The 26,065-nt window shown below is 61.3% G+C and carries 31 protein-coding genes and 1 pseudogene; 19 read left to right on the top strand and 13 right to left on the bottom strand.

What is annotated here, in order from left to right; genetic code table 11:
- Nucleotides 1-484: 484 nt before the first annotated feature.
- From N2600_RS06255 to N2600_RS06230, 6 genes are all read left to right on the top strand, one after another.
- Nucleotides 485-748 carry a hypothetical protein gene (locus tag N2600_RS06255; RefSeq protein WP_170278297.1) on the top strand — a complete coding sequence of 88 codons (264 nt, stop codon included), beginning with the start codon at nucleotides 485-487 and terminating at the stop codon, nucleotides 746-748.
- The gene (locus tag N2600_RS06250; protein WP_170278298.1) at nucleotides 745-1,080 is read left to right on the top strand and encodes a hypothetical protein; all 336 of its coding nucleotides are present in this window, start codon (nucleotides 745-747) and stop codon (nucleotides 1,078-1,080) included. The genes N2600_RS06255 and N2600_RS06250 overlap by 4 nt, the downstream gene beginning before the upstream one ends.
- A complete protein-coding gene (locus N2600_RS06245; RefSeq protein WP_222386218.1) occupies nucleotides 1,077-1,406 on the top strand; it encodes a hypothetical protein in 330 nt (109 codons plus the stop codon). Before N2600_RS06250 ends, N2600_RS06245 begins: the two co-directional genes overlap by 4 nt.
- Entirely contained in the window at nucleotides 1,397-1,645 is a 249-nt protein-coding gene (locus tag N2600_RS06240) for a DUF1488 domain-containing protein (protein WP_260298443.1), read from the top strand. The genes N2600_RS06245 and N2600_RS06240 overlap by 10 nt, the downstream gene beginning before the upstream one ends.
- 54 nt (nucleotides 1,646-1,699) lie before the next feature.
- Nucleotides 1,700-2,542 carry a transglutaminase-like domain-containing protein gene (locus N2600_RS06235; RefSeq protein ID WP_260110491.1) on the top strand — a complete coding sequence of 281 codons (843 nt, stop codon included), beginning with the start codon at nucleotides 1,700-1,702 and terminating at the stop codon, nucleotides 2,540-2,542.
- Between the two features lie 335 nt (nucleotides 2,543-2,877).
- Nucleotides 2,878-3,258: a VOC family protein gene (locus N2600_RS06230; RefSeq protein ID WP_222386215.1), complete on the top strand. Its 381-nt coding sequence runs from the start codon at nucleotides 2,878-2,880 to the stop codon at nucleotides 3,256-3,258.
- Nucleotides 3,259-3,262: 4 nt separating this feature from the next.
- On the opposite strand, the gene N2600_RS06225 is transcribed toward N2600_RS06230, so the two are convergent.
- Nucleotides 3,263-4,225 (bottom strand): LysR family transcriptional regulator, encoded by a 963-nt coding sequence (locus tag N2600_RS06225; RefSeq protein ID WP_260110490.1) that lies wholly within the window; start codon nucleotides 4,223-4,225, stop codon nucleotides 3,263-3,265.
- A 123-nt stretch (nucleotides 4,226-4,348) separates the two neighbouring features.
- Here N2600_RS06225 and N2600_RS06220 point away from each other — a divergent pair, with 123 nt between their 5' ends.
- The 5 genes from N2600_RS06220 to N2600_RS06205 all read left to right on the top strand — a co-directional run bounded on the left by N2600_RS06220 (nucleotide 4,349) and on the right by N2600_RS06205 (nucleotide 8,508).
- Complete coding sequence (locus N2600_RS06220) at nucleotides 4,349-5,749, top strand: MFS transporter (RefSeq protein ID WP_260110489.1); 1,401 nt, start codon at nucleotides 4,349-4,351, stop codon at nucleotides 5,747-5,749.
- A 95-nt stretch (nucleotides 5,750-5,844) separates the two neighbouring features.
- The gene (locus N2600_RS06215; protein ID WP_260110488.1) at nucleotides 5,845-6,258 is read left to right on the top strand and encodes a hypothetical protein; all 414 of its coding nucleotides are present in this window, start codon (nucleotides 5,845-5,847) and stop codon (nucleotides 6,256-6,258) included.
- Between the two features lie 4 nt (nucleotides 6,259-6,262).
- Nucleotides 6,263-6,526 carry a hypothetical protein gene (locus tag N2600_RS34435; RefSeq protein ID WP_311202877.1) on the top strand — a complete coding sequence of 88 codons (264 nt, stop codon included), beginning with the start codon at nucleotides 6,263-6,265 and terminating at the stop codon, nucleotides 6,524-6,526.
- A 466-nt stretch (nucleotides 6,527-6,992) separates the two neighbouring features.
- On the top strand, nucleotides 6,993-7,136 hold the full coding sequence (locus N2600_RS06210; RefSeq protein WP_003546677.1) for a hypothetical protein: 144 nt from the start codon (nucleotides 6,993-6,995) through the stop codon (nucleotides 7,134-7,136).
- Between the two features lie 304 nt (nucleotides 7,137-7,440).
- On the top strand, nucleotides 7,441-8,508 hold the full coding sequence (locus tag N2600_RS06205) for a fatty acid desaturase (RefSeq protein ID WP_168724878.1): 1,068 nt from the start codon (nucleotides 7,441-7,443) through the stop codon (nucleotides 8,506-8,508).
- Nucleotides 8,509-8,606: 98 nt separating this feature from the next.
- On the opposite strand, the gene N2600_RS06200 is transcribed toward N2600_RS06205, so the two are convergent.
- Nucleotides 8,607-9,521 (bottom strand): SDR family oxidoreductase, encoded by a 915-nt coding sequence (locus tag N2600_RS06200; protein ID WP_260110487.1) that lies wholly within the window; start codon nucleotides 9,519-9,521, stop codon nucleotides 8,607-8,609.
- Between the two features lie 119 nt (nucleotides 9,522-9,640).
- Here N2600_RS06200 and N2600_RS06195 point away from each other — a divergent pair, with 119 nt between their 5' ends.
- On the top strand, nucleotides 9,641-10,201 hold the full coding sequence (locus tag N2600_RS06195; RefSeq protein WP_260110486.1) for a TetR family transcriptional regulator: 561 nt from the start codon (nucleotides 9,641-9,643) through the stop codon (nucleotides 10,199-10,201).
- 6 nt (nucleotides 10,202-10,207) lie between these two features.
- Here N2600_RS06195 and N2600_RS06190 read toward each other — a convergent pair whose 3' ends face one another.
- The gene (locus N2600_RS06190; RefSeq protein WP_222386210.1) at nucleotides 10,208-10,681 is read right to left on the bottom strand and encodes a YcgN family cysteine cluster protein; all 474 of its coding nucleotides are present in this window, start codon (nucleotides 10,679-10,681) and stop codon (nucleotides 10,208-10,210) included.
- A 204-nt stretch (nucleotides 10,682-10,885) separates the two neighbouring features.
- On the opposite strand from N2600_RS06190, the gene N2600_RS06185 reads away from it, so the two are divergent.
- The 3 genes from N2600_RS06185 to N2600_RS06175 all read left to right on the top strand — a co-directional run bounded on the left by N2600_RS06185 (nucleotide 10,886) and on the right by N2600_RS06175 (nucleotide 14,515).
- Nucleotides 10,886-13,084 carry a transglycosylase domain-containing protein gene (locus tag N2600_RS06185; RefSeq protein WP_222386209.1) on the top strand — a complete coding sequence of 733 codons (2,199 nt, stop codon included), beginning with the start codon at nucleotides 10,886-10,888 and terminating at the stop codon, nucleotides 13,082-13,084.
- 302 nt (nucleotides 13,085-13,386) lie between these two features.
- Entirely contained in the window at nucleotides 13,387-13,974 is a 588-nt protein-coding gene (locus N2600_RS06180; RefSeq protein ID WP_260298441.1) for a DUF1214 domain-containing protein, read from the top strand.
- On the top strand, nucleotides 13,967-14,515 hold the full coding sequence (locus N2600_RS06175; RefSeq protein WP_162118071.1) for a DUF1254 domain-containing protein: 549 nt from the start codon (nucleotides 13,967-13,969) through the stop codon (nucleotides 14,513-14,515). Before N2600_RS06180 ends, N2600_RS06175 begins: the two co-directional genes overlap by 8 nt.
- Nucleotides 14,516-14,528: 13 nt before the next feature.
- Here N2600_RS06175 and N2600_RS06170 read toward each other — a convergent pair whose 3' ends face one another.
- On the bottom strand, nucleotides 14,529-14,696 hold the full coding sequence (locus N2600_RS06170) for a hypothetical protein (RefSeq protein WP_222386207.1): 168 nt from the start codon (nucleotides 14,694-14,696) through the stop codon (nucleotides 14,529-14,531).
- Nucleotides 14,697-15,235: 539 nt separating this feature from the next.
- On the opposite strand from N2600_RS06170, the gene N2600_RS06165 reads away from it, so the two are divergent.
- Both N2600_RS06165 and N2600_RS06160 read left to right on the top strand, forming a co-directional pair.
- A complete protein-coding gene (locus N2600_RS06165; protein WP_260298438.1) occupies nucleotides 15,236-15,442 on the top strand; it encodes a hypothetical protein in 207 nt (68 codons plus the stop codon).
- A 248-nt stretch (nucleotides 15,443-15,690) separates the two neighbouring features.
- Nucleotides 15,691-16,740, top strand: a complete 1,050-nt coding sequence (locus tag N2600_RS06160) for a DUF2336 domain-containing protein (protein ID WP_260298436.1) — start codon at nucleotides 15,691-15,693, stop codon at nucleotides 16,738-16,740.
- Nucleotides 16,741-16,810: 70 nt separating this feature from the next.
- On the opposite strand, the gene N2600_RS06155 is transcribed toward N2600_RS06160, so the two are convergent.
- From N2600_RS06155 to N2600_RS06140, 4 genes and pseudogenes are all read right to left on the bottom strand, one after another.
- A complete protein-coding gene (locus N2600_RS06155; RefSeq protein WP_017963546.1) occupies nucleotides 16,811-17,155 on the bottom strand; it encodes a DUF1491 family protein in 345 nt (114 codons plus the stop codon).
- Nucleotides 17,156-17,217: 62 nt separating this feature from the next.
- Nucleotides 17,218-17,790, bottom strand: a pseudogene (locus N2600_RS06150) (methyl-accepting chemotaxis protein); the annotation flags it as partial.
- A gap of 151 nt (nucleotides 17,791-17,941) precedes the next feature.
- Nucleotides 17,942-18,895: a peptidoglycan-binding domain-containing protein gene (locus N2600_RS06145; protein ID WP_170262814.1), complete on the bottom strand. Its 954-nt coding sequence runs from the start codon at nucleotides 18,893-18,895 to the stop codon at nucleotides 17,942-17,944.
- Complete coding sequence (locus N2600_RS06140) at nucleotides 18,867-20,447, bottom strand: sensor histidine kinase (protein WP_260298434.1); 1,581 nt, start codon at nucleotides 20,445-20,447, stop codon at nucleotides 18,867-18,869. Before N2600_RS06140 ends, N2600_RS06145 begins: the two co-directional genes overlap by 29 nt.
- A gap of 413 nt (nucleotides 20,448-20,860) precedes the next feature.
- On the opposite strand from N2600_RS06140, the gene N2600_RS06135 reads away from it, so the two are divergent.
- Nucleotides 20,861-21,355, top strand: coding sequence for a DUF5330 domain-containing protein (locus N2600_RS06135; RefSeq protein WP_017963542.1), 495 nt, complete (start codon nucleotides 20,861-20,863; stop codon nucleotides 21,353-21,355).
- 279 nt (nucleotides 21,356-21,634) lie between these two features.
- Entirely contained in the window at nucleotides 21,635-22,057 is a 423-nt protein-coding gene (locus tag N2600_RS06130) for a SufE family protein (protein WP_017963541.1), read from the top strand.
- A gap of 397 nt (nucleotides 22,058-22,454) precedes the next feature.
- Here N2600_RS06130 and N2600_RS06125 read toward each other — a convergent pair whose 3' ends face one another.
- The 5 genes from N2600_RS06125 to N2600_RS06105 all read right to left on the bottom strand — a co-directional run bounded on the left by N2600_RS06125 (nucleotide 22,455) and on the right by N2600_RS06105 (nucleotide 26,035).
- Nucleotides 22,455-22,886 (bottom strand): MucR family transcriptional regulator, encoded by a 432-nt coding sequence (locus N2600_RS06125; protein ID WP_003557810.1) that lies wholly within the window; start codon nucleotides 22,884-22,886, stop codon nucleotides 22,455-22,457.
- Nucleotides 22,887-23,326: 440 nt separating this feature from the next.
- Nucleotides 23,327-23,659, bottom strand: a complete 333-nt coding sequence (gene mnhG, locus N2600_RS06120; RefSeq protein WP_017963540.1) for a monovalent cation/H(+) antiporter subunit G — start codon at nucleotides 23,657-23,659, stop codon at nucleotides 23,327-23,329.
- A complete protein-coding gene (locus N2600_RS06115) occupies nucleotides 23,656-24,000 on the bottom strand; it encodes a cation:proton antiporter (RefSeq protein WP_017963539.1) in 345 nt (114 codons plus the stop codon). Before N2600_RS06115 ends, mnhG begins: the two co-directional genes overlap by 4 nt.
- Nucleotides 23,997-24,470 (bottom strand): Na+/H+ antiporter subunit E, encoded by a 474-nt coding sequence (locus N2600_RS06110; protein ID WP_170280396.1) that lies wholly within the window; start codon nucleotides 24,468-24,470, stop codon nucleotides 23,997-23,999. The genes N2600_RS06115 and N2600_RS06110 overlap by 4 nt, the downstream gene beginning before the upstream one ends.
- On the bottom strand, nucleotides 24,467-26,035 hold the full coding sequence (locus N2600_RS06105; protein WP_260298431.1) for a Na+/H+ antiporter subunit D: 1,569 nt from the start codon (nucleotides 26,033-26,035) through the stop codon (nucleotides 24,467-24,469). The genes N2600_RS06110 and N2600_RS06105 overlap by 4 nt, the downstream gene beginning before the upstream one ends.
- Nucleotides 26,036-26,065: the final 30 nt, after the last annotated feature.

Below are 26,065 nucleotides of genomic sequence, written 5' to 3'. Positions count from 1 at the left end.
GGCGGCTGCAGTACATAAATAGCATCCGTGGCACTCGATTGTTAGGAGTGCCAAGAAATATTGTTCACCCAGGGAATTTCTTGAAAAATTCAGGAAATCAATTTGAGCGGATATTTTGTATTAATCTGGAAATGAATAGAATTTTTTTCGCCGCAGCGCTCAACTTTATTTAGCATGTCGTCGCGTTAATTTGGCGTTTTTTATAGATAAATCCGAATTATCTTGATTTAAACTCAATCAAGGCGTAATGATGGGCCTCGTCGATTTGGCCGACTTGGCTTCGCGGTGTCAGAGACCTACGACCCGCCATCACCACTGAATTCTCGATAGCGAATGTATGACGTCGTTCCGGCGTTCATTTCGCCTGTTCCGATCCGGAATGAGCTTGGCGCTGACCGCGGATGTACCGGCAGCCTCGAGTTCGTCCGGCTCGGATCTCAACGATACAGGAACGCATCAGTGTATTCCTGCGGAGGCCTCAGCCGTGACAAGTCGCACCACAGAAACCGTCGTCCGTTTTTCATCTCCATTCCGCCTGCCCGGTTTCGACGGGGCGCAGCCAGCCGGAGAATACCGCGTCGACTATGACGAGGAATCGATCGACAGCGTTTCCAGGCTTGCCTGGCGACGGGTCGGCGCCTTCATCCACCTGCCGGCGATCGCCGCGCAGAGTTCGACGCAGCAGATGATGCCTGTCCACCTTTCAGATCTCCAAACCGCGCTCGAAAAGGACCACAAACCATCATGACCGCTACGCGCATCCCGCAACGCAATGGACGCTCGATCCGACGCGAGGCGGCAACACATATCTTCAAGGTGGGGCAAACCGTCCGGGTGAAGGACGGGTTCCTGGTCGTTCCCTCCAAGCTCCCCGAGACATATCGCATTACCGCCACACTGCCTCTGAGAGGAAATGTGCTGCAATACCGCATCCGCAGTGACGATGAACGTCATGAGCGGGTCGCGACGGAAGACAGTCTGGAACTGGTAAACCTTTCGCCCGCCGGCAGCGGCGCAACACTGATCGAGAGGACGTTTGGCCTTGGCCACGGCCCGAATGACGAAAGGTTGACATCGTGAACAGCCATGAAGACGAAGCCGAACGAAGACGGAATGCCTTTGCCGTCGGCACATGGGAAAACAAATGTGGCGCGTCCGGCCGCTACTCCATGGAGATCGAACACGACCGCCGGATCGAATCCGCCCGTTCGTGGACCGTCTATCGTGTATCCGCAGGCGTTCCAGTGCACGCCGACCATGCCCTGACCGGCAAGAGCCGTTCGGACGCCGGAAAAGACGTGATGTCCTTCAATCTTCTCAACATAGGATACCGGAAGGAATGGCTCAGGCTGTCGGACGCCGCTCGGAGTGCTCGTGAGACCCCGCCGGCTCAACCGTGGCGCTAGCCTTCCTGAACCAAAGCCGTAGCTTCGATGCGGCGCGAAATGCTGTGCGCTTCGTCGGCCATGACGGCCTGTTCCAGGTGTTGTTCTTCATCGAGGTTGGCGCTCTGGCGAAATCCGACACCGCATTGCAAAGAACCGAGCCTTCGGAAACGAATTGGCTTTCGTTATTCGACGTCCTGCGCAACTCCATTCAGGACGTGGCACGCAAAGCCTACTCCTACCGCCGCCGCGCCTTCTAAACTCTAACTGCGGCGGATTTCCGCTAGGCGGATCCGGACGCGAGAGAACGCTCTATGTTGATCCGTTACGGCTATGAAATGACACTGACCTGCCCGCAGCCGACCGCATTGGTATGCCTGTTGTCGGTTCATGATGATCGTGCGGCCGACATCAGAATTCCGGAAACGGTCTTCACCACGCCGGATGTTCGCACTTCGACTTACCGTGATCTCTTCGGCAACCGCTGTCTCCGGCTGGTTGCCCCAGCGGGCGACCTGACCATATGGGGCGATGCGACGATCGAAGACGACGGCAAACCGGACAGGTCGCTGCCGGGCGCCAGGGAACTCCCGGTTTCGGAATTGCCGGATGATTGCCTCGTCTACCTGATGGGCAGCCGCTATTGCGAGACGGATCGTCTCAGTCAAATTGCGTGGGATATGTTCGGCACAGTCTCACCGGGTTGGGGCCGCGTTCAGGCGATCTGCGACTTCGTCCACCGCCACGTCCAATTCGACTACATGCAGGCGCGATCGACGCGGACAGCCTTCGAGGCGTTTCACGAACGTGTCGGCGTCTGTCGCGACTTTGCGCATCTCGCAGTGGCGTTGTGCCGTTGCCTCAACATTCCTGCCCGATATATCAATGGCCATCTCGGCGACATCGGTATTCCGGTCGTCGATCCGATGGACTTCAGCGCCTGGATCGAGGTCTTCCTGGACGGTGCATGGCACACATTTGATCCACGCAACAACACGCGGCGGATCGGTCGTATCATCGTCGCACGCGGGCGCGACGCCGCCGACATACCGCTCATCAATTCCTTCGGGCCGCACATGCTGAAGGCGTTTCGCGTCTGGACCTATGAGGTGACGAACCTGCAGCCGATGCAAAGCGTCGCCGGGGGCGCTGTTTAGAACGAGACCTGGGCGGATGCGCGGCAATGTCCAGCCTCAGGCATTGCCGCAGGCAGCTGCAGTCGGAGGACTGCGTTTTTCGCCAAGGCGCTGGACAGGATCGCCGGCCATGAATGATCCACACCCACGATACAGGCCCCTTCGTTGATTTAAAGCGCATCGCAATCTTTCAGATTCACTCCTCGCGCTTTAAGTCTTTGTTTTACGCATGTCGTTGTCGCAAATCCGCTGTAGACTTTTGCGTGACATGCTTTGGTTGAAAGTTGTTGGCGTCGAGCCATCTTGGGTGTGAGCAGTCCTTCGGGGATTAGCGGAAGATAGGGAGTTCGCAGTTGATGTTCGATCATATCTCCATCGGCGTAAAAGACCTCGAAAGAGCCCGGCGTTTCTACGATGCGGCGCTGGCGCCGCTCGGATATGAGCGCCTGTCCAATTCCGACACCATGATTGGCTACGGCCCTGAAAGGGTCGGGCTCTGGGTGATGCAGGTCGAACAGCCCGTGGTTGCCGACATGCGATCCGGGCTGCATTTCTGCTTCGTCGCGCCTAATGAGGCCGCGGTCGATGCCTTTCACTCGGCGGCCGTCGCATCCGGCGGCACGGATAATGGTGAACCGGGTGTGCGGCCGGATTACGGGCAATTCTATTATGCCGCCTTCATCATCGACCCGGACGGCTACCGCCTCGAAGCGTATTTTCACAAAGGCGAACTTTAAGGGGTCAGGCGGCAACTCTCGAGATCGATACGCGGCAGCCGGAGGCTTCGAGCGCCTGGCTGGCGACCTCGAGGAACAGGCGACGGAACCAGCGCGCCCGGCCGTCGGCCTGGTCGATACGGCGATAGAGCATCGTCACCGGATCGGCGGGGAGAGGAAGCGGCGGCTGACAGATCGTCAACCCATGCAATTGCGCCATGCAGCGGCCGATCGATTCCGGCACGGTGGCGATGGCGGGCATGGCCCGCAGCGCAGTCGGCAGGGCGGAAAAGCGCGGCACTGTCGCCACCACCTGTCTGACGTGCCCGGTGCGGCTCAGCGCGATGTCGATGCTGGTCGCGGCATTGCCTTCGAACGAGACCGTGACATGGGCGACATTGGCAAAGTCCTTGAGGCTCAGCGGCGCCTTTAGCCGGAGTTGAGCTTCGTCGTAAATACAGATTGAGGCCTGGTCGAACAAGGGCGCGCGAATGTGCCAAGAGGCCGGTTCGTCGTGCACGGAGACGCTGAAGTCGAAGACGCCCTCGTCCAACCGGCGCGCGGCATCGCGTTTCTCGGAGGCGACGCCGATCAGCCGGGCGCCGGGTGAAAGCTGGAGAAGACGGGCGGCAAGCGGGCCGAAGAAGGCCGATTCGAGATTGTCGCACATGCCGATGCGGAACTCGCCCTGCCAGCTTGCCGGATCGAATTCGGCCTGCGGGCGGATGGCGCGCTCGATGCCCGACAGTGCATCCTCGATCGCCGGGGCGATGGAAAGGGCGCGCGGCGTCGGCTGCAGGCCGCGGCCGACACGTACGAACAATTCGTCGTCCAGGGCCTCGCGCAGGCGCCGCAAAGCGGCCGACAGGCCGGGTTGGCCAAGCAGCAGCCGTTCGGCGGCACGACTGACGTTGCGCTCCTGCATCAGCACTGAAAAGGCCAGCAGGAGATTGAGGTCGATCTTGCGAAGAGTGGCATCATTCATCATCGTCAGCAATACCTGGCATGGCTACTATCAATTTGCAATAGGAAAGGAAGCTGTACATTTTCTCGTTCCCTGCCGTCCGGCAACCTCCCCCGATGAGGCGGCAGCGAAGAAGGAACGATTTCGATGACTCTTTCCAAATCGCCAAGCGGGGCGGGGCTGGCATTGCTGCTGCTCTGCGCCGCCAATTTTCTCGACGCCATGGACGTCTCCACCATCGGCGTTGCGCTTCCCGCCATCCAGGCCGAACTCGGCATGGAGGCGACATCGCTGCAATGGGCCGTCAGCGCCTATGTGCTCGGCTATGGCGGCTTCCTGCTGCTCGGCGGCCGGGTCGCCGACGTCTTTGGCCATCGCCGCGTCTTCCTCTGGTCGCTGGCGATCTTTGCCGCCGCCAGCATCGCCGGCGGCTTCGTCGATAGCGGGCCGACGCTGATCGCCGCCCGATTGATCAAAGGCATTGCCGCCGCCTTCACGGCGCCTGCAGCCCTAGCGCTGCTTCTCTCCGTCTTCGGCGAGGGAACCGCACGGGCAAAGGCGCTCGGTGTCTTCTCCTCCACCGGCGCCGCCGGCTTCGTGCTCGGCATGGTGCTCGGCGGTGCCGCGACGATCTTCAGCTGGCGGGCGACGCTCGTCATGGGCGCGCCCGTCGCCATCCTGACGCTCGTTCTGGCGCCGCTGGTGCTGCCCGCCGACCCGAAAAGGGCGGGACCGAGACCTGCCTTCGACTGGGCCGGCGCGCTGACGATCACGCCCGGGCTGCTGCTCTTCGTTTTCGGCATCACCAACGCCGCGGCCGCCGGCTGGCAGGCGTTCCCGACCTGGGGTTCGCTCGCTGCGTCGCTGGTGCTGATCCTGCTCTTCCTCCTGGTCGAAGCGCGCCATGCCGATCCGATGGTGCCGCTCGGCATGTTCCGCCGCGCCAAACTCCGGCATGCCAATGCGATCGCCGCCCTCTTCCAGGGTGCCTATGTCGGCTTCCAGTTTCTGGCGACGCTCTACTATCAGAACGTCATCGGCTGGTCGGCCTTCACGACGGGCTTCTGCTTCGCGCTTGGCGGTGTCTTCGTGATGTTCCTGGCGCCACGTTTTGCGACGGTCGCGCAAAATCGCGGCGCTACCCGGCTGATGGCAGTGGGTGTCGGCCTGCAGGCCTTCAGCTACGTCTTCTGGGTTACCGCACTCGGACATGTCGATCCGATCCTGCTGGTCGTGTTCTCGCAGATCCCGCTCGGCCTGGGTTACGCCCTGACCTACCCCTCGGTGCAGGTTGCGGCCCTTTCCGATGTGGAGGATGACAAGGCGGGGCTCGCCTCCGGGCTGCTCTTCGCCTCCTTCCAGATCGGCGGCGGCATCGTGCTTGCGGCCGCCTCGGCGGTCTTCGGCGCCGCACCGCATTTCGGCTGGAACCCCTACGTCGCCGGCATCGCCTTCGTGGCAACGCTTGCGGTGGCGATCACCCTGCTTGCCGCCGCCGGTCCGCGGACATCGGCCGCCCGGAGGCCTGCCTATCAAGCGGCGGAATGATCCTCACAGCCCGCACTCTGACCGGTGCGGGCTGCTCATGAACCGGAGCTAGATCTGCGGCAAGAATCCCGTTGCGTTGCCTCGGCGAAAGGCGCATGGTCGCAACTTCGGCAGCCATTGAACGGGCGCTGCCGACTGAGGATCTTCGTATCCTCGCCCCGATGAAAGGAGGACCGATGTCTTCCACTTCCGAAAAATCGCATCTGACCTCATCCGATCTCGACATGCTTCAAGGCGTGCTCGACGACGCCGGTTACGACGCCAGAATCCTGATCGACGACGAAAGGGTCTTCAACGTCGCGGCCGTGCTGCTGATCAGGCTGTTCGAGGAGGGCGTCACCTCGCCGGCCATGCTCTCGCTGGCGCTCGAACATCATTTCGGCAAGCTGAAGACGCCGCCGAAACCGGTAACCCCCATCTTTAACCGATATGCGATACAGGGATTGCCCCGCCACGACGCGCCGGCAAGGGCGCCGCGCGTCTTTTCAGACGCACTAAGGACGCTCTAACACTTTGAGTTTGCGCGTAATCCTTTCGGAAAATCGATTCCGATTTCGGGGTTATGCGCTAGCGGCAAGCGAGCCGCTCGGCCCGAAGAATTATTGTGCGAAAACCCTCTTGCTTTGTACGCAAGTGGATTTGCTTTTGTCGATGCTGGTACCGCTCGATATCGGACGGGACATAGAACTCTGTTTGGCCCGCGGTATCATGTCGGCATCGGGCCGAGCGGAGATGGAAAGAACGAAGCTGATCCGCCTGTTTCCCGTAAATGACTGAGCGCGTCGCAAGATTCACCCTCGCGCTTCGGGTCCTGTTTTTACGCATGTCGTTATCGCAAAGCTGCATCATAGTTTTGCGCGGCATGTTTAATCCCTGTGGAAATATGGCTTTCCTGCGGCAGCGGCCTTAATGGCACCTCAATTTTATTCTATAAGGAGGGCTCGCTGATTTGGCCGATGCGGCATTTGCGGTGGCCGGGTTTCCGGCCCCGCCATTTTCCCGATCGCGAAAGCATGGTGACGTCCCGTCTCAACGTCGGGTTTGGCTTTCGGTGACCTCTCCGGTCATCCGCCTCCAGACTGCGATGCGGTTTCAGCAGGCATCATTTTCATTCCATCCCTGCGGCCCGGTGTTGTCGGGTTGCCCCTCATGACGATCCCGCGATCTCTGATCGCGACCGACAAGCGGGGCGAATACCACGCAGGCTGCGGCTTTCAATTTCGATCTAAGGGAGATTTTATCGATGGCAAAAGGACAAGTAAGAAGCAATCGTGAGGTCCGGAAGCCGAAGAAGGACAAGCAGGCAGCGAAGGTGGAAAGCACATTCGCCAATCAGATGAAGACGGCGACCAAGACCGCCCCGCAGGGCAGTGCTCCAAAGAAATAGAACTTCTTATCGAGCCCCCCGCTCCGCCCCCATGCGCATAACAGCGCAAGTGCTAGCGCGTCCTTGTCGAACGCGCTGCGCTCCGGCGTGACACCATCGCCCATTGACATGTTCTCAGAAAAACAGGAATTGCTGTAACTATGACCACTCTTCATACCATGTACCACTTCGATTATCCGCTCTTCCTCATTCGCTCGGCCGTGGTGATTGCACTCGGCTTTTCGGCGATCGCCGCCTTTCACGGCGTCACTCTGTGATCGAATCTGCGCGCCGCAGCGAGTGCGAGGAAATCCAAGTGGCCCCTTTGGGCGAGCCCGACGACAACTCGGAGCGATCCGAAAACCCGGATCGATCCGCCGAGCAAGCCGCGCTTTTCGCTGAAAAGCGCTGGCTGAAGATCCTTGCCGGATATCGCCAGCCGCGGGCCGGACGCAGCGCCTTCGAGCTTGCCGTTACCGTCGTCCCCTTCGCGCTGTTCTGGGCTGCCGCATGGGCAGCGGTTCATTACAGCTTCTGGCCCGGCCTGATCCTCGTCTTTCCCGCCGCCGCTTTCCTGCTCCGACTGTTCATGATCCAGCATGATTGCGGCCACGGCTCGTTTTTCGCCCGTCGCCGCGTCGACGACTGGGTCGGTCGCACGATCGGCATCCTGACGCTGACGCCCTACGACTATTGGCGCCGGGCGCATGCGGAACACCATGCTTCGGCCGGGAACCTGGACGAACGCGGCGTTGGCGATATCGAAACGCTGACGATTGCCGAATATAACGCGCTGTCACGCTGGGGCCGGCTCGGCTATCGGCTCTACCGGAACCCGATCGTGATGTTCGGGATCGGACCGGCATGGCTGTTCCTCTTCAAGCAGCGCCTGCCTTTCGGCATGATGCGCTCCGGCGCCCTGCCCTGGGTCTCGACCATGGCGACCAACCTTGCCGTCGCAGTGGCCGCCGCGCTGTTGATCTGGGCGATCGGGATCATTCCCTTTCTTTTGGTGCATTTGCCGATCGTGCTTCTGGCAGGTGCTGCCGGCGTCTGGTTGTTCTACGTCCAGCATCAGTTCGAGGAAACGCACTGGTCGAAGAAGCCGGACTGGCAGTTCCAGCATGCGGCCCTGCACGGTGCCTCGCATTACGACCTGCCGCCGGTGCTGCGCTGGATCACCGGCAATATCGGCATCCACCATGTGCATCACCTGTCGAGCCGGGTGCCCTACTACCGGCTGCCGGAGGTGCTGCGGGACCATCCTGAGCTTGCCGATATCGGCCGCATCACGCTCATGGAAAGCCTGCGTTGCGTCAAGCTGGTGCTATGGGACGAACAGACGAAGCGGCTGGTCTCGTTTCGCGAGGCGGCGCGGCTTGCCGCAGCATGATAGCGAGCGTTAGAGCGGTTTAGTTTTCACGGGAGCGCAGAGCCGACCTAACCTTTGCCTGCATCCAATTCCAGGGAAAGCCGTTTCCCTGGAATTGTTTAGCGATAACCCGTCACGTCAGCCGGTCTGCCCGGCTCCTGCACCTCCACCATGTAGCGCCAGCAATCCGGCCGCGAACCGTCGATATCGTCGAAGCCGTAGGTCTTGGCCACTCCGCCGCTCGACAGCGACTGGCCGTTCCAGCGGGCGCGGTCGGGATCGGCGGCGATGGCGGCAACGGCGCGGCCGACAAAGCGGGGGGTTTCGGAAATGGCGAAATGCGGCTGCACATTGGTCGCCTCGCGCCAGTTCTCCTCACGGACACCGTAAGCATCCAGCATCATTTCGGAGCGCAGCCAGCCAGGCGTGATCGAAACAGCGGTGGCGCCGTGTTTTTCCAAATCTTGCGCATGCGCCCAGGCCATGCGGGTGACACCCGTTTTGACGAGGTCGTAAAAGGGCGAAAGCCGGTAATGCGTGGCATTGTAATCAGCCGTGCCGTCCGTCATCTCCACCAGCAGCCCGCCGGGCCGCTCGATCATCAGCGGCAGGGCGTAATGGGCGGTGATCAGATGTGTCTCGATGCCGAGCTGCAGCATGCGCAGGCCCTTGTCCAGCGAATGCTCCCAGACGGCCTTGTCCCATTCGAACAGTTTCTCGCAGCCCCAGATGTCGTTGACGAGAATATCGAGCCGGCCGGCCTCAACGCGGATGCGGGCGACCAGCGCCTCGACCTGTTGCTCGACGAGATGATCCACCTGCACGGCGATACCCTTGCCGCCTGCGGCGGTTACAAGTTCAGCCGTCTCTTCGATCGTCTCCGGCCTGGAATATTCGGATTGCTGAGCGCGCGTCGTGCGTCCCGTTACATAGACGGTGGCGCCGGCAGCACCGAGTTCCACCGCGATGCCTCGGCCGGCGCCGCGCGTAGCACCCGCCACCAATGCCACTTTCTCCCGCAAGTTCGCTGTCACTTCTCCATCCTCCACGCTAAAGCGCCTCATGCTGCAATGGTTGCACCAGGAATTACCCGGCGCTCCTTGTTTATAAACGAATGATCGTTTACATATGACGTGAATGCAAGAGGAATTTCATGCCGCGACGCCGCACACTGTCCGACGAACAGCTTCTCGCCATGGTGCTGGCGCTGATCCAGGCCGAGGGCCCGGACGCGGCGACCTTTGCGGCGGTGGCGAAAGCAAGCGGACTTTCCGGTTCGACGCTGGTGCAGCGTTTCGCCACGAAAGCGGCGATGCTGCGCACCGCGCTGCTTTATGCCTGGGACAGGCTGGATGCGGAAACGGCGCGGCTTGCCGAGACCGTCCCGAAAACGCCGAAAGGCGCCATCACGCTGCTCGTCGGCCTGTCGCAGGACTACGGCGACAATGCCGCTGCCTATGGTGAGGGACTGCTGGTGCTTCGCGAGGATTTCCGCGATCCGGTGCTGCGCGCCCGAGGGGCCGCGTGGGGAACGGCCCTGACGGCGGCGATCGCGCGATGTTTCGGATCGGCGACTGCGCCGGAGACGATCGCCCGGCTGTTGCTTTCGCAATGGCAGGGTTCGCTCATCTGGTGGGGTTTTGGCGCGGAGGGGCCGGTGGCCGCCTATGTGGAGACGGAGCTGCGGTGCTTCCTCGCGGCAATAAAGCCCTGAGCCCGCTTATGCTTCCTCATCGTCCTTCTCGCCCACGGTCAGCGGCCAGTCGACGACGTAATCTTCGAGATCGTCGATATCGATTTCACTTTCGTTGATCGTGCGGCCTCGCGCAGAAATACCGGCGGCATGGACGGTCTCCGGGTCGCCGGAGACGAGCGGGTGCCACCAGTAGAGGTCGTGGCCTTCATTGACCAGCCGATAGCCGCAGGTCGGCGGCAGCCAGGCGATATCGGGCACGTTCTCCTTCGTCAGCTGAACACAGTCCGGCACGAAATCCCAGCGGTTCTCATAGCTTGAGCAGCGACAGCTTTCGCCGTCGAGCAGCTTGCAGCTGACCGAGGTGAAATAGATATCGCCGCTATCCCATTCCTCAATCTTGTTGAGACAACAGAGGCCGCAGCCGTCGCAGAGGCTTTCCCACTCGGCGACGGTCATTTCGGCAAGCGTCTTGCTCTTCCAGAAGGGCAGATCGTTCATCGTTCGTTTCTTGCAACAGCGGCCCGCAAATTCGCGTGACCCTCATGCATCTCTCTTGTTATCGGCCGCAAAATCAATCAATCCTTCAGTATACTCCTGGTACTCGGAGAATTCTCTCCTGATATCGGAGAGATTTGCGGCCATATGCGGGCCTCGCGCTTTCGTCGGATATGATCGAAGCGCGATCAGGCGGGAATACAGGACGTGCAGGATCCGGACAACCCAGGAAATGGGCCAGAAAACGGGCCAGAAAACAGGCCCGGAAAAGCGGCGAACGAGGCGGCGGAAAAGCGGCCGGCGAAGAGCCGTCACATTCTGCTGCGCATCGATTCCTGGATCGATTCGACCGTCTGGAACGCCGGCTTCCGCGCCGCCGAGATCTGGGAAGACATCACCATCTTCTTCCGCCGCTTTCGCGTGCGCGGCTGGAAGCGCATGGTCTTCGAACTTGCCGGCGAAGGGCTGACGCTCGGGGCGGCCGGCTCCGTGCTGATTTTGCTGCTTGCCCAGCCCGCCTTCGAGGCGACCAAGGAGGACTGGCGCAATCGCGGCGATTTCGCCGTCACCTTCACCGACCGCTACGGCAACGTTATCGGCCATCGCGGCGTGATCCACCAGAATTCCGTGCCGATCGATGAGCTGCCGGATTCGCTGATCAAATCGGTGATCGCCACCGAGGACCGGCGGTTCTTCGACCATTTCGGTATCGATTTCATCGGTCTCTTCCGCGCCATGAGCGAGAATGCGCGCGCCGGCGAAGTCGTGCAGGGCGGCTCGACGCTGACGCAGCAGCTCGCCAAGAACCTGTTCCTGTCCAATGAACGTTCGATCGACCGCAAGGTCACCGAGGCGTTCCTGGCATTGTGGCTCGAGGCGAACCTTTCCAAGAAGGAAATCCTCTCCACCTATCTCGACCGCGCCTATATGGGCGGCGGCACTTTTGGCGCAGCCGCAGCGGCGCAGTTCTATTTCGGCAAGAATATCACCGATGTGAACCTTGCCGAATCCGCCATGCTCGCCGGCCTGTTCAAGGCGCCGGCCAAATATGCGCCGCATGTCAACTTGCCGGCGGCGCGTGCACGCGCCAACGAGGTGCTGACCAATCTCGTCCAAAGCGGGCTGATGACCGAGGGTCAGGTGATCGCCGCCAGGCGCAACCCCGCCACCGTCGTCGATCGCAACGAGGTGGAATCGCCCGATTTCTTCCTCGACTGGGCCTTCGACGAGGTGCAGCGGCTTTCACCGCGTTTCCACCAGCATTCGCTGATCGTGCGCACGACGATCGACATGGGCATCCAGCAGGCGGCCGAGGATTCGGTCGAGACGTCGCTGCGCGAATATGGCGAAGCCTATCACGCCAAGCAGGGCGCGATGGTGATGATCGAAAACGGCGGCGCCGTGCGCGCCATGGTCGGCGGCCGAGATTACGGCGAAAGCCAGTTCAACCGCGCCACCAGAGCGCTGCGCCAGCCGGGGTCCTCCTTCAAGGTGTACACCTATTCGGTGGCGATGGAGAGCGGGATGACACCGAAGACGACTATCGTCGACGCCCCGATCTCCTGGGGCAATTGGAGCCCGCATAATTATGCCAATCACTATGCCGGCCGCATAACGCTTGAGACCGCGATCGCCCAGTCGATCAACACCGTGCCGGTGCGGCTTGCCAAGGAAAAACTCGGAATTCAGCCGATCCGAGCGATGGCGAAGAATCTCGGCGTCGAAACGCCGATCCGCGACGACGTCACCATCCCGATCGGCACGTCCGAGGTAACGGTGCTCGACCAAGCAACGGCCTATGCCACCTTCCCGGCCGGCGGCTACCAGTCGCGCCGCCACGGCATCACTCAGATCCTCGATTACGACGGCGACGTGCTTTACGATTTCGACCATGACGAACCGGCGCCGAAACGCGTGCTGTCCGAACAGGCCGACGCCTATATGAACCAGATGTTGTCGCGCGTTCCCTATGTCGGCACGGCGCGCAAGGCCGCACTCGACAACGGCATCCTGACGGCCGGCAAGACCGGCACGACCCAGGCCTATCGCGACGCCTGGTTCGTCGGGTTCACCGGCAATTACACCTGCGCCGTCTGGTTCGGCAATGACGACTACACCTCGACCAACAACATGACCGGCGGCTCGCTGCCGGCGATGACCTTCAAGCGTGCCATGGACTACGCCCATCAGGGCGTCACGCTGCGCGCCATCCCCGGCGTCGAAAACCCCCTGCCCTCGGAAAAGGACCTCGCCAAGACGTCTGCCGCCAAGCCGCAGGACGGATTGCCGCAGCTTGTCCGGCCGCGCATGCTCTCGGTTCAATCGACTGACATCCTCAAGACACTCGGCGAAAAGCTGAAGGATGCCGCCCCGCTCGCGCCGGCGAAGGTGGCGAGCGCGGAGTAGTTGGCCCAGGAGATTGCCGGACTGCCCCTCATCCGGCTGCCGCCACCTTCTCCCCGTAAACGGGGCGAAGGGACCATGTCGCCACCTCTCCGTTCCCCGCACACCTCTCGTAGGCCACGTCCCCTCGCCCCGTTTACGGGGAGAGGGTTAGGGTGAGGGGCAGCCATTCGCGCAAACCGGACAGCCCTGTTGCCGCACTTTGCATAACGTGGATCAATCGGCCTCTATGGCACGGCTTGGCATTCCACCCTGCCAGAATCAGTGGTAACCCTTTCATCCGATATGGTTTCCAAGGTCATGACGTGTTTCGATTTCCCCTTTTTATCGCGATCACGCTGATCGTCGCCTTTGGCGGCGGGATCATGATTTCGCTTTATGCGCTGGATGCGACGCAGGGTTTTGGGGCGATCAACCTCGGCGCCTGGGAGGCCTTTCCGGCGTTGCAGACGGTCGAGGCCGATCCCTATGCCAAGTCGCACCGCGCGCGCGCCGGCAAGCTGCTCTACGGCAGCGCCGAGGGCCTGACCTTCACGGCGAGCGTCGACGACGAGGGCGCGCGGCTGAATGCCGGCTGCCGCTACCGCATCAGCGGGCAGACGCCGCCTGCCCGGCTCTGGACCCTCTTTACTGCCGACAATGGCGGCAATCCAGCGGCGGTGACGACTGGGCATCCCTCTGCGCTCAATTCTTGGACGGTGCTGCGCCAGCAAGACAGCAGTTTCTCGATCGAGATCTCCGCCGTCGCCCAACCGGGCAATTGGCTGGCCTTACCACAGGCCGGTTCCTTCCGGCTGGTACTGACGCTGTTCGACACCCCGACCGCCGGCAGTTCCGGCGTGATCGACCTCGCCATGCCGAAACTCACCAAGACCGGATGCGGCAATGCTTAGGATATTCTTCGCCGTCCTGACCGGCCTTTTCGGCGCAGCCCTGCTGCATCTCGTCATCATCCTGTCGCTGCCGCATTTCACCGGCAGGGATGCGGCAACCCGCGTGGAGGCGGAGGGCGATCTCAACAATTTCTACCTGCTCGGCGACCAGTATGACGAGGCCGGCCTTGCCAATGGCGACCCCTTCCTGCGCACCGCCGTCTGCTCCTTCGATGTCGAGGATGCTCCGGTGCATTTCACCGCCAAGGGCAATGTGCCCTTCTGGTCGATCGCGATCTACGACAGCGCCTCCAACGAGGTCTTCAGCATGAACGACAGGACATCGGTCGGCGGTGCGCTCGATGTGCTGGCCGGCAGTCCGATCCAGCTGACCGACCTGCGCAAAAATCTGCCGCAGGAGCTGCAGCAGGCGATCCTGGTGGAAATGGCACGGCCGGACGGTTATGCCGTGCTGCGGACGCTGGCGCCGCAGGCGAGCTTCAATGAGGCTGCGCGCAACTTCCTGACGGAAGCCGGCTGCGAGCAATTCGCCGCTCGCTAAGGTTGAAGAGCGGTTACTTCTTGTTGACGCGCGGCGCGGGCGCCGGACTAGGTCTAGGGCTCTCGGCCAACCGCTCGTAGCGGACGCCGGTGAACCAGAGGATCTTGGCTTCGCGGGGCTCTTTGTCCGGGCGATGCGGCGCCCGCGGCTGCCGATCCGCCAATGCGACTACTATTGCCATTCTCGTCTCCATGCACTGCCCGAGACGGATGAACTTGCGATGGATTTCACCCTGCCCGCCAATGTGCGGGCCGGCGCGTCCTGCGGTGCCGGAATGACCGGACCGAGGGCATTCGCGCCTTTCCCACGGCACCTGATTGAAATACCGTGATGCGGAGTTTCGACGATCCAACTACTCAAATCGCGTCGTTCCTATCCGAATTGAGACACATGACAGTTAACAGTTTACTAATGTTCGGCGATGCCAAACACCGTTCGACTCGCCTTCCCTTTAACGCTCGAAGAGTCGATTTGGTTTCACGCCGCCTGCGCAAGGGGCCTGGCTTGGCATCGCCGCTAAAATTAGAAATAATTCATATAGTTGGCATTGGCGCGGCAATCTCTCTACCTCGAAAAAGGCAGTGTTGCAAAAATGCGTCATGAAAATATTTAATTGCGAGGCGCTCAGATGCGCGTATGTTTCGTTCGGTCGATCACAGTTCCCGGGCACCGATCGATCGGGGATTTTCTACGCTCTTGCCGGAATGCGGAGGGTAAGCGGTGTCTTTGCTGGTCAATTCATCCTTCTCGCCTGACGATCTCGACGTGCTGCGCAGTGCGCTTGATGCCTGGTGCTCGGAACGGCGCATCGACATCAAAAGCGTCGACGCGCAGTTCGCGGCATCCGCGGCCCTCAACCTTTATCAGGCCGGTTATGACAGCCGCGAAAAGCTGCTGCACGCGCTGCGCGATCACAGGATTGCCTGAACTTTTCAACCATCACTTCGGCGGTGAGGAATCCTCATAGCGCCGTTCCAAACCGCGCATTTTTATATCGCCGGCTAACTATGCAACAACACGCTGAGCGTGTATATTTCTGTTGCTTTTTAATAAAATCTTCAGCATGCATTAACCCTACCGGTCTAGGATTTGTTCATCACCGTATGGCCTGACATGCGTTCCGCCAGCGCATATCGGCCCATGGTCCCGTTGTTCTGCGTTTTCGGGGTGTTTTTGTGCGTGACCGGTTTCGAGACCTAGAAGGCCCCTTGGCCGTCAGGAAAAAGGACGTGGTGTTGATGGCGACTGTCAGCAGTTTCGAGAACCTGTCTCATCCGACACGGTCCGAACTGCGCCAATTCGCCGAACTTTTCATGCCGCTGTTCCAAGCCTCGTCCGACGAGGCCAAGCGGCAGGCGGTCGCAGCGCTGTCCCAATGCGAGAACATGCCGGCCGCAGTGGCACTGTTTATCGGCAACCAGCCGATCGAGATCGCGGCCCCTTTTCTTGCCGCCTCCAAGGCGATCGCCGACGATACGCTGATTACCATCGCGCGCATGCAGGGTGCAGCGCATGTCAAGGCGATCGTCAGCCGCGATTCACTCTCGCCGAAGGTCATCGATGCGCTAGTGGCGCTGCGCCAGAGCCAGCCTCGGGCCGTGGGCGCCTCGGCGCCGATCATGGAATCACCGGCGGTCCCGCTTTCGCCGGTGCCGGCCGAGACCAACGAGGCCGATGCGTTGGAGGAACAGCGGGTTGCCAATGAAGAGGCGTTGCGCGAGCGTATCCTCGGGCTTGCCGGTCATCTCGGCCGTGCCGACGAAGACAGGCTCGGTCTGCGCACGCTCAGCGACATTCAAGAGGCGCTGCTGGTGTGCTTCGCGCGCTCACGCGAGGCGACGCATTTCGCAACAGCACTTGCCGATGCGCTTTCCGCCAGCCGCTGGCTTGCCGAGCGCATCATGCTCGATCTTTCCGGCCAGCAGCTCGCCACGACACTGACGAGCCTCGGCATGGGCTTTCTTGATGCCGTTTTCGTGCTCGAAAGGCTCTATCCGCACCTGGCCGAACAGCAGCACAACGTCACTCGCGGCTGGATGGTGCTCGATGCACTCGACCCGGAAGAATGCCACGAACGCGTCGAAGCCTGGCGGCGTGCCGATCGCTACACCTATAGGCACGACGTGCCCAATGTGCCCGCACCTCAGGAAACGCCCAACCACCGCTTCATCCGCCAGGCGCCGCCGCAGCGCGACATGCGCATCATGGGACGGCGGTCTCGCTGAACCGCGGTTTAGCGGCCTTGCCACATATGAACTGCCCGAAATGGCGCTGAACTGACGAGCGCCTCGGCTCTCAGCCGCCCTTCGCAAGTGGGATCATATCTCCGAGTTCATCCGCCTCCAGTTCGACGATCCAGAGATCGGGATCGAATTTGCGTTCGCGCTCCAGCATCGCGCGCACCGCTTCCGGTTCGCTGCGCAACAGGCGGATCTCGAACAGGCGGTCGCCGGCCTGGCCTTCGTCGAAAGCGGTCTGCGGCGCCGGCGCATAGAGAGTTTCCAGGCCGTCGCGGCAGTGCTGACGGATGAAGATCGCACCCGCCTCCTCCGCACCCTTCTTCTCGACGGCGGCGAAATCGCCGCTGGCGAAGACGCGGCGCAGGAGGGCGGAAACGAAGATGTCGGCGCGTAATCTCATCGGCGCGGTATAGACCGGCGCGCCGGTGGCGGCAATGCACGGTCTGAGTTTGACTCCAGCGGTCAGACCTTGACTGCCAGCCGCAATCCTCCCCAATGCCGTCCCCGGACGGTGATCGGGGCGGAGATATCCTTCATCATCACGAAATTGCCGCCGCCCATGTCGCGCCTGTAGGTCTGGACGAGGAAGGGCGCGGTGCCGCGGCCAGCTGCAAGGCCGACGCGATCGGCGAAGATGCGGCGATTGCGGCAATTGGCGGTGTCCCAGACGGTGTCGCCAGGCCGCTGGGCTTGCGAGAATTTCCGGTTGTGGGTCGGCAGATAGCCGTTCTCGTCGATCGCCGCGCAGAAGGCGATGCGCTCGTCCAAGGCTGTGACGGGTTCCTGGATCGGCGGCAGCAGGCGGTCGGCGAGTTCGGTGAAGGCTGCCGTCACCTGTGCCGGATCGGTGCCCGGTATCAGCCGATAGCGTCGGTCGAAGAGAGTATCGAGCCCGATCTGCCCTTCAGCGACGGCGCGCTCGAAGGCGCCGGAAATCTGCCTTGCCGCCGACTGCGCTTCCTCGATCCAACGGCTGTCGGCGGTCTTGACGCCGGCGCTCGCCGTCAGCTGGATCAGGGTTTCCGAGAGGCTCCGGCAAGAAACAAATTTCATTGCGGGTCCGCTTTGCGGGCGGCTTCGGCGGCAAAGCCCCGCAGGTCTGGCCCGGATCGTTTCAAACGGCACCGATGCGCCGGTTTCAAGATACCGCTGCCACCGCCCTTCTCACACTTTTCGGCATTATGTTCTATATCGCGCCGATTTCCTTGAGTTTCTTCAGCACCGCCTGGTTCGGCTCACCGTCCTCGGGCAGGTTGTAGTGCTTTTGAAAATGGCGGATAGCCGCGCGGGTCTGCTCGCCGGCGACGCCGTCGACGCCGACATTGGCATAGGCCATGTTGGAAAGACCCTTCTGGATCTTCAGCACCAGGTCGACATTGGTGATTTCGCTTGATGGAACCTGCTTTGCAGCTGACGAAGCCGTTTTGACCGTCTTTTCAGCGCTCCGGATCGCGGCCGCCACCGGATCTTCCGCCGCCGCCTTCGAGCTCACATCCTCGGGCGGCTTTTCGGCGGGCACGGTCGAGGGGCCGGCGGCATCGGTCTTCAGCGCCGCCAGTACCTCCGGCGTCGGATCGCCGGTCTGGGTCATGCCGACGGTCTCCTCGAAGAAGAGGATGGCCGCACTGGTGCGCGGGCCGATGATGCCGTCGGGTATGCCGTTATAGAGGCCGCGGCGCACCAGCTGCTGCTGGATGTCCATGACGAGTTGGCTCGGCTGCTGGCCAGGCGCGGCAGGCGCCGGCGTCGCATTGGTGGTGGCTGTATCCTGCGGCCGTTCGATCCGGAATGTGGTGACCTCGCCCTGCTGCTCCTCAGCCGGGCGGCGGGCACCGAGCACGGTCGGAGACTGCGGATCGCGGGTGCGGAAAATCGGATGCGGATGCAGGCCCGGCTGATACCAGAGCGCATTGGCGGCGACGAAGGAGAAGATGACGACGAAGGTGATCGTGCCGCCGGCGACCGACGGATTGCGGCCGATGACGCCGCCGAGCACGGATGCGCCCTGCAGGCCGAGCCCGCCGAGCACGGAGGCGCCTTGCAGGCCGAGCCCGCCGAGGGCGGCAGCGCCTGACATCAGAAGGCCCGGCTGCTGCCGTCCTCTTTTTCCCTTAGGCGATTTTCGCTTGCGCGCGGCCATCGAAACGCCCCTCTTCCAATTCTGCACCACTATTGACCGCGCCCTTCAGCCGCGGCGGAAACTCGACAGTCGCGCCATGACCGGCGTCTTCGGCGTGCTGGGCGCCCGAGCCGTCCACCGCGATCTCGATGGTGATGATCGTGCCCTCGCCCGGCTGGCTGGCGATGGCGAAATACCCGCCATGCAGCGCCACCAGCCCCTTGACCAAGGAGAGGCCGAGGCCGGAGCCTTCGAAGCGGCGGGTATAGTCGTTCTGGATCTGGACGAAGGGCTGGCCGAGCAGCGCCAGCTTGTCGGCCGGGATGCCGATGCCGGTATCGCTGACCGTCAGCTTGAGGATGCCGTCGCGCGCTGCCGCATCGACCGAGACAACGCCGCCAGCCTCGGTGAATTTTATGGCATTGCCGACGAGGTTGATGAGGATCTGCTGGATGGCCCGCTGATCGGCGACGACCTCGCCGAGATCGCGCTGGATACGGCTCGTCAGGGTGAGGCCCTTGGTCTTGGCCTGCAATGCCAGCATCGATTCGCAGGATTTGACGGAGCTTGATATATCGAAGGCTTCGAGGATCAGCTCGTAGCGGCCCGCTTCGATCTTGCTCATGTCGAGCATGGTGTTGACGACGGAGAGCAGATGCGCGCCGGATTCGCGGACCAGGCCGACATATTCGCGCTGGCGGTCGTTTTCGAACTTGCCGAAATATTCACCGATCAGGATATCGGAAAAACCGAGAATGGCGTTCAGCGGCGTGCGCAGTTCATGGCTGACGGCGGCGAGGAAGCGCGACTTGGCGTCGTTTGCGGATTCGGCATCGGCCGCGCGGTTCTGGGCCTCGTCACGCAGCTGCTGCTCGACGGAGACATCGCGCAGCTGGGCAATGATGGCGGCAAGCTCGCCATCGGCATCGCGCCGGGCGGTCATGTCCATTCTGAGATAGGCGAACTGGCGTTGATCGCGCGAGACCGAGGGCCGGTCGAGGCGCAGATCGACGCTCTGAGCATCCTCGCCCCGGCGCAGGTCATCAAGCGCCTGCAGGAAAAGGATGCGGTCGGAGACATGCACCTGCTCGAGGAAGCCCCTGCCCTTGGGATCGCGCATCCAGGCAAGGAAATCGCGCCGGTCGCGGCCGCCGACCGTCGCCACACTGCCGTGCGGGTCCAGGAAGAAGACGAGGCCGGGGGTGGCTGCAAGGAAGAAATCCTCGGCCGACTGCGTGGCGATACCGGAAGACGAACCCTGACGGGCGAGCGCGATGCTGCCGACGGCGGAAAAGAGAAAGGCGGCGCAGACCATGGCAACACCCGCCGGCAGCGCGACGGCCGGACTTGTGACTGCCGAAAGGCCGATAGGAGCGGCAACGAGAGCGGCCGACGAGAACAGCACGAGGCGGCGCAGGATCGCGAGCTCGCGTTGGCGTACGGCTTCGCCGCCGCCCGTCCGGGAGAGCCAGCTTGTCGCTGCCCGGTCTACGAGGGCCGTCATCCAGCCGCCAATGTTACTCAATACACGCACGCAATACCCGCCCGAAAGGCTGTCGATCGATCCGGACAATAGGCCTTGGCGACTTAAAGAAAGGATAAGGCAAAAGCGCTGTTCACAGGCTGAAACGGCCGAAATTCCCGTTTTGAAGCATCTGGAAGGCTCTTTGCCTTTTGTGGTTAATAGCAGGTAAGCGACGGATTTTCCTCATATTTCAGCATTGCGTTAACTCTTATGGCAAGGCGAGCTAGCAAAAGCCCTGCAATTGCAAGCAGGTGTTGCCCTGATGCTTAACGGCGATCGCTCGCATTCGACTAAAATGCGGCTCAAATACCGTTCGCTAAAATTTGAACTAAATTTGCCGCAAATGCGCGTGAGTTTCGAAAAGCGGCATTCGCAACTTGGCGGTAGGGTGAAAACACACCGGACAACCGGCCTGATTCGGCGACAAGAACCGGACGGGGAAAACAGGATGGGCGACGACAATGTGGTTTCTGATCAAAGGATCCTTCTGGTTTGGCCTCGTGCTCGTGCTTCTTTCCGTCTTCAGCACGGAGAGTTCCGACAAGTTGGCCAACGGCCCGCAATTGCAGCTTTCCGACGCGTTCACGGCGGCAAGCGGCGCCTATGACTATCTCACAGGCATGTGCTCGGAAAAGCCCGAGGTTTGTGCCAAGGGCGCCGAAACCTTCACCGCGCTCGGCTACCGGGCCCGCGAGGGCGCCCGCGTCGCCTACGAACTTCTCGACAGCCAGTTCAAGGACGAGGCGCCGGCGACCGCAAAGCTTGCCGAACCGCAGATGCCGGTGGCGCTCAACATGCCTTCGCTGGCAGCACCTGCTATCCAGGAAAAGGTGCGCGAGGCCAAGGCTGCGCTCAACCAGCCGATGCCTTACCGTCCGCCGGTCGAGGATGATGCCGCCCCTGAGACGGTGGTGACCGGCGCGATCCCGCTGCCGACGCCGAAGCCGGCGACCTGACGAAATTTCGCGGGCATTCGTCCGCAATGCCTTTCGGTTTTATAGCTTGCATCGGCCGTCCGCATGACGCGGAGAGGCCCCATGCCTGACGTGCCTGCCCTGTTTAATTCAGCATGTTGCTGCGCCGTGAGGATGCTCATCCCTCACGGCGTTTCTTTTTAGCGGTTCAAATCCGCCGGTCTTTCACCTATATGCAGTGTTAGAGCACTTCCTGACGCATTCCGGACGCAAAACCGCTGCGCACTTTTGCTGGAACTGCTTTAATAGTGAAAGGCTACCATGGCATCCCTCGACCAGATCATCGACGACTTCGCTTTCCTGGACGATTGGGAAGACCGCTACCGCTATGTCATCGAACTCGGCAAGGCGCTGCCCGACTTAGCCGAGGAGAAGCGCACCTCGGAGAACAAGGTGATGGGCTGCGCCAGCCAGGTCTGGCTGGTGACGCATACGACAGGCGATCCCGACAACCCGGTCATGAGCTTCGAGGGTGATTCCGACGCCCATATCGTGCGCGGCCTCGTCGCCATCGTGCTTGCCACCTATTCCGGCAAGACCGCATCCGACATCGCCGGGCTCGATGCCTTCGAGATATTCTCGAAGATCGGCCTGGTGGAGAATCTGTCATCGCAGCGCTCGAACGGACTGCGCTCGATGGTGAACAGGATTCGCGAAGAGGCAAGAGTCCGCGCCGCGGCTTGACTGGGATGATTGCTGATCGGAAGGGCCACAGCCGATCGAGCTGGACAGCGCCTGCCTTGGCACATCGAATACATTAACACTTGCTGATAGTATAGGAATACATTCTAAGCCTGTCGGCGAAGCATAAGACGGGGTCGCTCAGACTATCTTGGCGCCCGTCCGAATCATCTGCGAAAGGTTGGATCACCGGCGCGATTCAGCTTTTGATAGAAGCGCAGAACCGCTCCAACCTTTCGTTTACCCAACTCCCGGCAAAACCGCTTCGCGCTTTGCCGGGAAAACCATTTCGCACTTTCCTGGAATAGCCCCATCGAGATTATTTTCCATGCCTTGAAAAGGCACACAAAAAAGCCGGGCACAAGACCCGGCTTTTTGTCGTCGATGCTTTCGAAAAAGCTCAGCCGCGGCCGCGCTTGCGGCGTTGCCCGAGGCCCATCTCCTTTGCCAAGCGCGAACGCGCTTCGGCATAAGCGGGCGCTACCATCGGGTAATCGGTCGGCAGGTCCCACTTCTCGCGGTATTCTTCCGGCGAGAGGCTGTGATGCGTCATCAGGTGACGCTTGAGGGACTTGAAGTTGCCGCCGCATTCCAAACACGTGATCTGCTCGTCCTGTACGGACTTGCGGACAGAAACTGCAGGCTTCTGCTTTTCGACGATCGCCGCAGCAGGCTGCGGTACGGACGTGTTGCTCAGTGCCGAATGCACGTCGGAAATCAGATTGGCCAGGTCGCTGACCGGTACAACATGGTTGCTGACATAGGCCGCAACGATGTCGGCCGTCAGTTCCACAAGCAGCTCCGGCGCATTGCCGGTCGCTATATCCGTCATATTTTTTCTCCTGTTAGCATGCACAAACGGTCTTTGACCGACACGTCAAAGACCCGCCTCGTAGAAGCGAACAGCAAAAGCACCGGAAGCGATCTTCTGTTTCGAAAAACGCGAAATCCACCCCTAGATTCCGAAGAGCGAGACCTGTCCTTATACTGCCTGATTGGAAACCACTACGTCATGCTCCGGGCTATGGCCTCAGTTTAGACATTGAAAATCAAAACTGAGGGACTTGGAAGCAGTACGATTGCAATTCACAATCAGAACTCTACTTGCATTTTCAAATACCATCGTTTGACCAAAAGGCCAATTATTATTTGTCGTTTTTCTTGAGAAAATGTGACAGATGAAGAATTGAAGGGCTTTCCGCCAAGCTTTACTCACAGCTTCCTGTGCATAAGTTTTGCATAAATCTGGTAATGTCGGCGAACAGCATAGGCTCAAAGATCTCTGATATCGTCACGGACCGAGAGTTCACCGAGATCATATCCTGAACGGTGGGCAGTTCTGGCAAGGAGATGGGCAGACACCGGCGCCGTCAGCAGGAAAAAGATAAAGCCGGCGATGGCGCGGGCGAGAATCGCCAGATCTTGCGAATAGAGGCCGGCGGCGAGGAGCAATAGGCCGGAGCCGACTGTCCCCGCCTTCGAGGCCGAGTGCATGCGCGTGTAGAGATCGGGCAGCCTGACAAGGCCGATTGCCGCTGCAAGAGCAAAGAGCGCTCCGACGATCAGCAGCAGGGCGGTGATGGCAGCCACGATATAATCGATCATCGCTTCTTGCCCCCTGCCCGCTTTTGCGTGTTGCCATTTGCCGCAGATGGCTTCGATTTGATGTTGCCGCGCGACAGCACAAAGCGGGCGAAGGCGACAGTCGCCAGGAAACCGACAAGGCCGAGCGAGATGGCGATATCGATATAGAGCGAAAAGCTGGTTTTGACCGCGATGACCGCAATGAAACCGATGGCGATACCGGTCAGCATGTCGAGGGCAAGAATACGATCCGGCAATGTCGGGCCGGCAACGACGCGCCAGACGGTGAGGATCAACGCCAGGCCGAGGATGACGAGTGCGGTCGAAGATGCGACCGCGATAATGGCGGCAGGCGTGATCACCGGAAAGCCTCCATGATCTTGCGTTCGAAACCGTTGGCGATATCACGCTTGGTGGCCTCAGGATCGGAACAATCGAGCGCATGGACATAGAGCATGCGGCGATCTGTCGAGACGTCGACCGAAAGCGTGCCGGGTGTCAGCGTGATCAGGTTTGCGAGCAAAGTGATCTCGAAATCGCTCGTCAGCGTCAGCGGGAAGGCGAAGATGCCGGGCTTCAGCTTCATATCGGGCGAGAGGACGGTGACCGTGACCTTCCAGGCCGACAGCGACAATTCCTTCAGGAACAGAATGGCAAGCGAGAGCACCGGGAGGACGCGGGGGATATGTCCCTTGCCGCCGAAGGATTCGCGGATGATGACCAGCGCCAGGGCGCCAAGCAGCAAGCCGAAGATGAGGTTGTGCGGTGAGGCACTGCCGGTGACGGCGATCCAGGCAACGGCCAGCAGCAGGTTGAAGAGAACGAAGATCACGGCGCGCCTCCTTCCGGGAAGACCGAGTGAAGATAGGCCTGGGGATCGGCAAGGCCGGCAGCTGCCGATTGCGACAGCGCCAGCAAGTGTTCCGGCAGGATGCCGAAGCCGACGACCAGCGCTGTCAGCGCGGCGAGCGGCAGACCGGTGCGCCACCTCGATCCGGACGGTGTCAGGACTGTCGGCGTCAGGGCTATCGCCGCCGGGCGCCAATAGGCGAGCAGGAAGAGGCGGCCGAAGGCAATCGTCGTCAGAAAACCGCCAACCAGGATCGAGGCCGCCAGCCACCAGGCGCCGAGATCGAGCGAGGCCTTGACGAGGATGACCTTCGGCCAGAAGCCGGAAAAGGGCGGCAGGCCACAGGCGGCAAGGAAGAGCACGAGGGAGAGCGCGGTGAAGCCACCGCTTTGCCTGTAGAGCCCGCCGAGGGCCGATAGCGAAAAGCCGCCGCCGCGGCGGGCGATCTCGCCGGCGGCAAGATAAAGCGCCGTCATCAGCACCATGGAATGGAGCGCATAGAAGACCGCGCCGCTGATGCCGCCAAGGCCGCCAAGCGCGACGCCCGCAAGCATGTTGCCGATGCCCGATATGACGACATAGCCGAACAGCCTGCGGATATCGTTTTCGGCAAGCGCGCCGAGAGCGCCGACGAGAATGGTCGCGGCGGCGGCGAGTGCGATCACCAGGCTCAATTCCTGCCGCTCCATCGGCAGCAGCATGACCATCACCCGAATCAGCGCGTAGATGCCGACCTTGGTCAGCAGGCCGGCAAACAGCGCCGATACGGTGATGCGCGGCGTATGGTAGGCGGCCGGCAGCCAGAAATTGACCGGAAAGGCCGCCGCTTTCATGCCGAAGGCGAGCAGGAAGAGGCTTGCCAGCGTCATCAGAGGCGCCGTGCCGCGCAAATCCGCGGCTTTTGCAGCTATATCGGCCATGTTGAGGGTGCCGAAGGCGGCATAGAGGATGCCGACGCCTATCAGGAACAACGTCGTGGCGATGAGATTGAGTACCGCATATTTCAGGGCGCCGTCGATCTGTTGGCGCTCGGAGCCAAGGATGATCAGCCCGAAGGAGGAGATCAGCAGCACCTCGAACCAGACATAGAGATTGAAGACATCGCCGGTAAGAAAGGCGCCGGTGACGCCGGCCATCAGCAGCATCAGCAGCGGGAAGAAACCATATCGCCGGCCGCTCTCACCAATATCGGCCAGCGCATAGATGCCGCCGGCGAGCGCGGCAAGGGCTGCGGTGAAGGCCATCAGCGCACCGAAGAGATCGACGGTGAAGGCGATGCCGAAGGGCGGCAGCCAGCGGCCCATGACCATGGTGAGCGGCCCTTCGGCGGCGACCTTGGCGAGCAGTGCCGCATCGATCAGCGCCAGCGCGGCAAGGCCTGGGATGGCGAGCCAGGCCTGCAGGCGGGGATAGGCGCGCAGCATCAGCAGGACGGCACCCAGCGTAATGCAATGGGCGACCGGCAGGATGGCAAGCCAATGACCGATCGGCACCGGGACGGTGATCAGGGCGGCGGAGAGATCGACGGTAGAGGTTGGGGCGGCCATTAGATGGCGCCTCCGCTATCGCACGAGAGG

This window comes from Rhizobium sp. WSM1274 (assembly GCF_025200775.1).
GTDB classification, from domain to species: Bacteria; Pseudomonadota; Alphaproteobacteria; order Rhizobiales; family Rhizobiaceae; genus Rhizobium; species Rhizobium leguminosarum_I.
This window is presented reverse-complemented; position numbering and strand designations above follow the sequence as displayed.